The sequence below is a fragment of the Pseudoflavonifractor phocaeensis genome (genome assembly GCF_021531375.1).
In the GTDB taxonomy this organism is placed as follows: domain Bacteria; phylum Bacillota; class Clostridia; order Oscillospirales; family Oscillospiraceae; genus Lawsonibacter; species Lawsonibacter phocaeensis_B.
On record NZ_JADYTU010000009.1, the window covers coordinates 58655 to 65117 of the forward strand.

A 6463-nucleotide genomic window follows, 5' to 3' on the forward strand; every position below is an offset into this window, starting at 1 on the left:
TATTATGGGGCGTCGGGGACGCCGCCCCCTACGCACGGTTTACAATATGGCTTCGTAGGGGGCGGCCTCTGGACGCCCCGCCCGTAGGGCGGCCCCTTGGGGCCGCCGCCAAAATGGCAGCTGTCGGACGGCGGGGGCCGATTCCCCCCATCGGGGGGAAATGGCCGAAGGCCAAAAGGGGGAGGGATAAGCCCTCGCCCTACATGAAACGATAAACTAAAATTTAAATTATTCCTGGATATCCACCCGGCAGACATCCACACAGCGCTTTTTCTCCGTGTCGATGGTAAACAGGCAGGCGTTGAGCTTGCAGTTGCCCTCGGCCTCCTCATACCGCCGGGGCAGCCCACCCAGGAACAGGTTGATGGAGTGGTCGGGCTTGATGCCCAGCACCGACCGGCTGGGGCCGGTCATGCCCAGATCGGTGACGAACCCCGTGCCCTTGGGCAGGATCTGGGTGTCGGCGGTGGGCACATGGGTGTGGGTGCCCCACACCGCCTGGACCCGTCCGTCCAGATACCAGGCCATGGCACCCTTCTCGCTGGTGGCCTCAGCGTGGAAGTCCACCAGAGCCAGGTCATAGCCCCCGTCCCGGAGCAGGGCGTTGGCCGCCTTGAAGGGGCTGTCCAGATTGGGGTTGAGCTCCACCCGGCCCATCAGATTGAGCACGGCGATCCGCAGGCCCTTGCAGGCGTAGACTCCCATGCCCCGCCCCGGCACCCGGCCGGCGTAGTTGGCGGGACGAAGGATGCGCGGCTCCTTGTCGAGAAAGTCCCCGATCTGGATGCGGTTCCAGGTGTGGTTGCCCAGGGTGATAACGTCGGCGCCGGCCTCCAGGATGCCCCGGGCCTGCCGGGGGGTGATGCCCACGCCCGAGGCGTTCTCTCCGTTGACCACGGTAAAGTGGACGCCCAGCTCCTGCCGCAGCCCGGGCAGCCGGCGGGCCAGAATGTCCTGGCCCCCCTCTCCTACCACGTCGCCCACAGCTAAAATCTTCAGCAGCATGATCATATCCTCCTCGAGGGATGTCCCCGTGCGGTTTCTTTTCACATCCCATTATTATAAAGGATTCCCCTAAAATAAGCAACTGAGTAAAAAACAGAGGGACGGCGTTTGCCGTCCCTCTTGCCTTATGCAGCGTTGCCCGCCGCCGAGCGGGCCGTCCGCCGCTGCCGCAGGCCCTCCACCAGGGCGTGGAGCAAGCAGCCCAGGGCGATATTGGCGGCGAACATGACCAGAAAATAGAGCCGGTTGCTGGGGCCGAAGCAGACCAGCTTTCGCAGCAGCTCCGTCTGGGAAAAGAGGCTGACGTTGAACAGATAGATCTCCAGACTGTTTCGGCCCACCAGACTCAAAAAGCGGCGCAGCCAGCCCAGCGGCAGCCGCTCCAGACAGAAGGACAGGACCAGGCACATAGGCACCGTGGTGAACAAAAATAGGTGGCACAGGGGAAAGTGGATCGGCCAGTCGATCCAGGGGGCGGTGAGGCTCACCCCTCCGTAGCACAGGCCCGCGGCCAGCACGGCGGCCCAAAACGCCAGAGAGCGCGGGGTCAGCCTCCGGTCCTCCAGCACATAGAAGCCTATCAGAAGCCCCAGAAAAAAGACGGGGACCCGGTAGAAAAAGTCGGTGGCGTACCAGTAGCCCTCGTGGGTGAGGACCTGGCATACCGCCAGTCCTCCCAGCACGGCCAGGGCGGTCAGCCCCTCCCGGTGGGCCGACCGGCGCAGCAGGCGGAAGCAGAAGGGCGTGACGGCGTAGAAGGTCATGGCCCCGGCCACATACCAGTTAAAGGCCCCGGAGGAGCGCATCCAGTAGTAGAGCAGGGTGCTGTTCCACAGCAGGGCCGACCAGTGCTTGCCCTGGGCCAGGATGAGGAACAGGGTGTAAGGGAGCATGACCAGATAATAGGCGGGCAGGATCCGGGCGGCGCGCCGGGCCATAAAGGCGGAGTAGTCCTGTTCCCGGCGGGCAAGGGACATGGCCAGTCCCATGGAGGACAGCAGGATAAAGATGTCCACCCCGCCAAAGCCCGCCGCCCGGATGCTGTTGAGCAGCGGGTGGCCCAGGTCCAGGTCGGAGGCGTGGAACAGCATGACCCACAGCATGGCCGCGCCCATCAGCTCAGAGCGGTATTTGCTCAGCATACGGTAGCACATGGGGACCTCCTCTCCGGGGACGGACGCCGTCCCCGGGCATTTGGGGCCGGAAGATGGGGCCGGCCCGACAGACGTTGTTATCATTATAAAATATCCGGGAGAAATTGGCAACCGCCCGGCGGGCGGGCAAAATAACAGGTGTCCAGGGGGAGAAGAAACCGGGAATATGGAAACAAACGGAAGAAAACCCGGTGGAAAGGGGGGAAATACCTTGAATTTGACATTGGTTTATGATATGGTAAGGTCCATTCCCGCGAATTGAGGGAAACGGAGGAAAAAACGTGACGAAAACGGAGACGATGGAACTGATCCGTCACCTGCAGGTGGTTTTTGATCTTGTGCGGCTGGTGGACGCGGCGGTGACCACCCAGTATTCCCTCAGCGACCGGGGGGAACTGGAGGCGGAGCCCTACCGGTGCTATGCCGTGTGGAACAAGACGGACCGGTGTGAGAACTGCATTGCCGCCAAGGCCGTTGCCCAAAAGGGAAAGCTGACCAAGTTCGAGTTTATCGGCCGGGAGATATACCATGTAATGGCCATGTATCTTGAGATAGAGGGAGACCCCTTCGTGCTGGAGATGGTGTCCCGCGTCACCGACGACGCCCTCTTCGGGGCTCACGGGCAGAATGAATTTGCCGAGGCCATCAACAGCTACAACCAGCGGCTCTACATAGACCCCCTGACCGGAGCTTACAACCGCCGGTACTACGAGGACCAGATGGCGGTCCTCGGGAGCAGCCGGGCCGCGGCCATCATGGACGTGGACGACTTCAAGCAGATCAACGATACATACGGGCATCCGGTTGGAGACATGGCGCTGAAGGCCATCGTGCAGGCCACCCTGTCCTGCATCCGCAGCACGGATGCCGTGATCCGGTACGGCGGGGACGAGTTCCTGATCCTTTTCCAGAATATCCCCCGGGACATTTTTGCCGCCCGGCTGGAAACCATCCGCCAGGCCATTCGCGGCATCGTGCTGGAGGAGTGCCCCGAGCTTCGCCTGTCGGCCAGCATCGGCGGCATCTACCGCGAGGACGGGGAGACGGACCTGATCCGGCGGGCGGACGAGCTGCTCTACCGGGCCAAGAAGGGAAAAAACGCCGTCCGGTGGGAGTGAGCACCGGAATTGGGCGCTGCGGTGCCGCCTGCGGCGGCGGTTGACCGGGTCGGCGTTTCCGACCACATTCGACAGAACAAAAAGCTGGACGGCAGACGCCGTCCAGCTTTTTATGGTTTAAGGGAATTACTTGATGGACTCGCCGGCCTCTTTCTTGGCCTTGATCTCCTTCAGAGCATCGCGGTAAGACAGGTTGACACGGCCCTTGTCGTCGATCTCGGTGACCTTGACCCAAATCATGTCGCCGATGTTGACCACGTCCTCCACCTTGTCCACGCGGTGGTCGGCCAGCTTGGAGATGTGGACCATGCCGTCCTTGCCGGGGGCCAGCTCCACAAAGGCGCCGAACTGGAGGATGCGGACCACCTTGCCGTAGTACAGCTCGCCCACCTGGGGGACAAAGACGATGGTGTCGATCATCTTCTTGGCCACGTCGCAGCACTCGGCGTTGGGGGAGGCAATGTGGATGGTGCCGTCGTCCTCGATGTCCACGGTGGCGCCGGACTCGGCGGTGATCTTCTGGATCACGGAGCCGCCCTTGCCGATGACCTCGCGGATCTTGTCGGGGTCGATCTTCATGGTGATCATCTTGGGGGCGTACTTGCTGACCTCGGCCCGGGGGGCGGAGATGCAGGGCAACATGATCTCGTCCAGGATGGCAAAGCGGGCGTCACGGGTGATGTCCAGAGCCTCCTTGATGATCTCATGGGACAGGCCGTCGTTCTTCAGGTCCATCTGGATGGCGGTGATACCGGCCTTGGTGCCGGCCACCTTGAAGTCCATCTCACCGTGGAAGTCCTCCACGCCCTGGATGTCGATGAAGGTCTGGAAGGAGCCGTCGTCGTCCTGGATCAGACCGCAGGAGATGCCGGCCACGGGGGCCTTGATGGGCACGCCGGCGTCCATCAGAGCCAGGGTGGAGCCGCAGATGGAGCCCTGGGAGGTGGAGCCGTTGGAGGACAGGACCTCGCTCACCACGCGGATGGCGTAGGGGAACTCCTCCACGGAGGGCAGCACGGGGATCAGAGCGCGCTCAGCCAGAGCGCCGTGGCCGTACTCACGCCGGTTGGTGGAGCGGGGAGGCTTGGCCTCGCCCACGGAGTAGGGGGGGAAGTTGTAGTGGTGCATATACCGCTTCTCGGTCTCCTCCCAGATGGTGTCCAGCTTCTGGTTGGCGGCCAGGGTGTTCAGGGTAGCCACGGACAGAACCTGGGTCTGGCCGCGGGTGAACAGGCCGGAGCCGTGGACGCGGGGCAGGACCCCGACCTCGGCGGCCAGGGGACGGATCTCGTTCTTGGCGCGGCCGTCCACGCGGTGGCCCTCCAGCAGCCAGGCCTTGACGATCTTCTTCTGGAACTTATAGGTGAACTCCTCCAGGTACTGGTCCATGTCGGGGTACTGCTCCAGATACTTCTCGTGCCAGTGGTCGATCATGGCGTTCCAGCGCTCTTCCCGGACGTTCTTGTCGTCGGTGTCCATGGCGGCCTTGGCCTCGTCCATGAAGTTGGCCACGATGTCGTCGAACAGTTCCTGGTTGAAGGCGGCGTGATCGTACTCCATCTTGGGCTTGCCCACCTCGGCCACGATGCCGTTGATGAACTCCACCTGCTTCTTGATCTCCTCATGGGCCTTCACGATGCCGGCGTACATGATCTCGTCGGGGATCTCGTCGGCGCCGGCCTCGATCATGACGACCTTGCCGGCGGTGGCGGCCACGGTCACGTCCATGCGGGAGGTCTTGCGCTGCTCCTGGGTGGGGTTGAGGACGATCTGGCCGTCGCAGTAGCCCACCTCCAGAGCGCCGATGGGGCCGGCGAAGGGGGCCTCGGAGCAGCTGACGCAGACGGAGGCGCCAATCATGGCGGCGATCTCGGGAGAGCAGTCGTAATCCACGCTCATAACGGTGCACTGGATGCACACGTCATTGCGGAAATCGCTGGGGAACAGGGGGCGCATGGGCCGGTCGATCAGGCGAGAAGCCAGAACGGCGGGCAGAGAGGGACGGCCCTCCCGGCGCATGAAGGAGCCGGGGATGCGGCCCACGGCGTACAGCTTCTCCTCAAAGTCCACGGACAGGGGGAAGAAGTCGATGCCGTCGCGGGGACGGGGGGCCACGGTGACGGCCACCAGGACGGAGGTCTCGCCGTAGGTGACCATGGCGGAGGCGCTGGCCAGCTCGGCCATCTTGCCCATCTCGATGGTCAGGGGACGGCCGCACAGGTCCATGGTCCACTTTTTGTTGTTGGGGAACTGCTTGTGCTTGATGATAGTAGACATTTCGATACTCCTTTGTGAAAGATTTTGGAGTTCCGGAGCCTTGACCTACCTTTTAGCACTTGAATCCGGGTCGAAACGCTGCTCACGAAGATTCGGCGCTTCGGTGTTGTCACGCCTCGGTTCCCGCGCGGCCGGGTCGCTTTCACTCCGACTCGGAACACAAACAGAATCGTGGAACGATTCTTGGTTTGCATTCCTCGCTTCGCTCCAAGCTCCCCTGCCCGGGAATTCGGCGCTTCGGCCCATATTCAACTGCTAAAAAAGCGGGAAAGCCCCGAAACAAAGATCGGGTTTATATGCGAACATAGGGCAGCACATGACGCGCTGCCCTATGATCCACAAACTTACTTACGGATGCCGAGCTTCGCAATAATGGCGCGGTAACGCTCGATGTCCTTGTCCATCAGATAATCCAGCAGCTTGCGGCGCTTACCGATCATCTTGTACAGGCCGCGGCGGCTGTGGTTGTCGTGGATGTGGACCTTCAGGTGCTCGGTCAGCTCGTTGATGCGGGCGGTCAGAATAGCGATCTGGACCTCGGGAGAACCGGTGTCGGTCTCGTGGGTGCGGTTGGCCTCGATAACGGCCGTCTTTTCGTCCTTGCGGATCATGGGAAATTCCACCTTTCATGTTGTCTTGCCCAAAAGGCTGGGTAGCGGGCGGGTGAATCCCCGCGCACCCGCGCGGGCCATATCCCGGAACCAGGCCGGTGGGCATGTCGGCGCATTTTCGCGCTGAGTTAATATATCATAATTTTCTCCCGGTGTAAAGGAAAAAATCCCGAACTGACGGGAAAATTTTTGACTTTTCCGGCGACCCACAAGATGTTGGGCCGGCATAAAAAACCGCCCCACGCCAAGGCGCGGGGCGGGGGGCGGCACGGGATCAGAAGAGCAGGATATCCGAGTC

At 62.0% G+C, this 6463-nt stretch carries 5 protein-coding genes; 1 reads left to right on the forward strand and 4 read right to left on the reverse strand.

Annotated features, from left to right (window positions below):
* Positions 1 to 228: 228 nt before the first annotated feature.
* Together I6E39_RS05115 and I6E39_RS05120 are read right to left on the reverse strand one after the other, a co-directional pair.
* A complete protein-coding gene (locus tag I6E39_RS05115) occupies positions 229 to 1005 on the reverse strand; it encodes a TIGR00282 family metallophosphoesterase (RefSeq protein WP_235380536.1) in 777 nt (258 codons plus the stop codon).
* 125 nt (positions 1006 to 1130) lie between these two features.
* Positions 1131 to 2159: an acyltransferase family protein gene (locus I6E39_RS05120; protein WP_235380537.1), complete on the reverse strand. Its 1029-nt coding sequence runs from the start codon at positions 2157 to 2159 to the stop codon at positions 1131 to 1133.
* A gap of 281 nt (positions 2160 to 2440) precedes the next feature.
* On the opposite strand from I6E39_RS05120, the gene I6E39_RS11135 reads away from it, so the two are divergent.
* Positions 2441 to 3277, forward strand: coding sequence for a GGDEF domain-containing protein (locus tag I6E39_RS11135; RefSeq protein ID WP_235380538.1), 837 nt, complete (start codon positions 2441 to 2443; stop codon positions 3275 to 3277).
* 126 nt (positions 3278 to 3403) lie between these two features.
* Here I6E39_RS11135 and I6E39_RS05130 read toward each other — a convergent pair whose 3' ends face one another.
* On the reverse strand, positions 3404 to 5554 hold the full coding sequence (locus I6E39_RS05130; RefSeq protein WP_235380539.1) for a polyribonucleotide nucleotidyltransferase: 2151 nt from the start codon (positions 5552 to 5554) through the stop codon (positions 3404 to 3406).
* A gap of 344 nt (positions 5555 to 5898) precedes the next feature.
* Positions 5899 to 6165, reverse strand: coding sequence for a 30S ribosomal protein S15 (rpsO, locus tag I6E39_RS05135; RefSeq protein WP_235380540.1), 267 nt, complete (start codon positions 6163 to 6165; stop codon positions 5899 to 5901).
* Positions 6166 to 6463 lie beyond the last annotated feature (298 nt).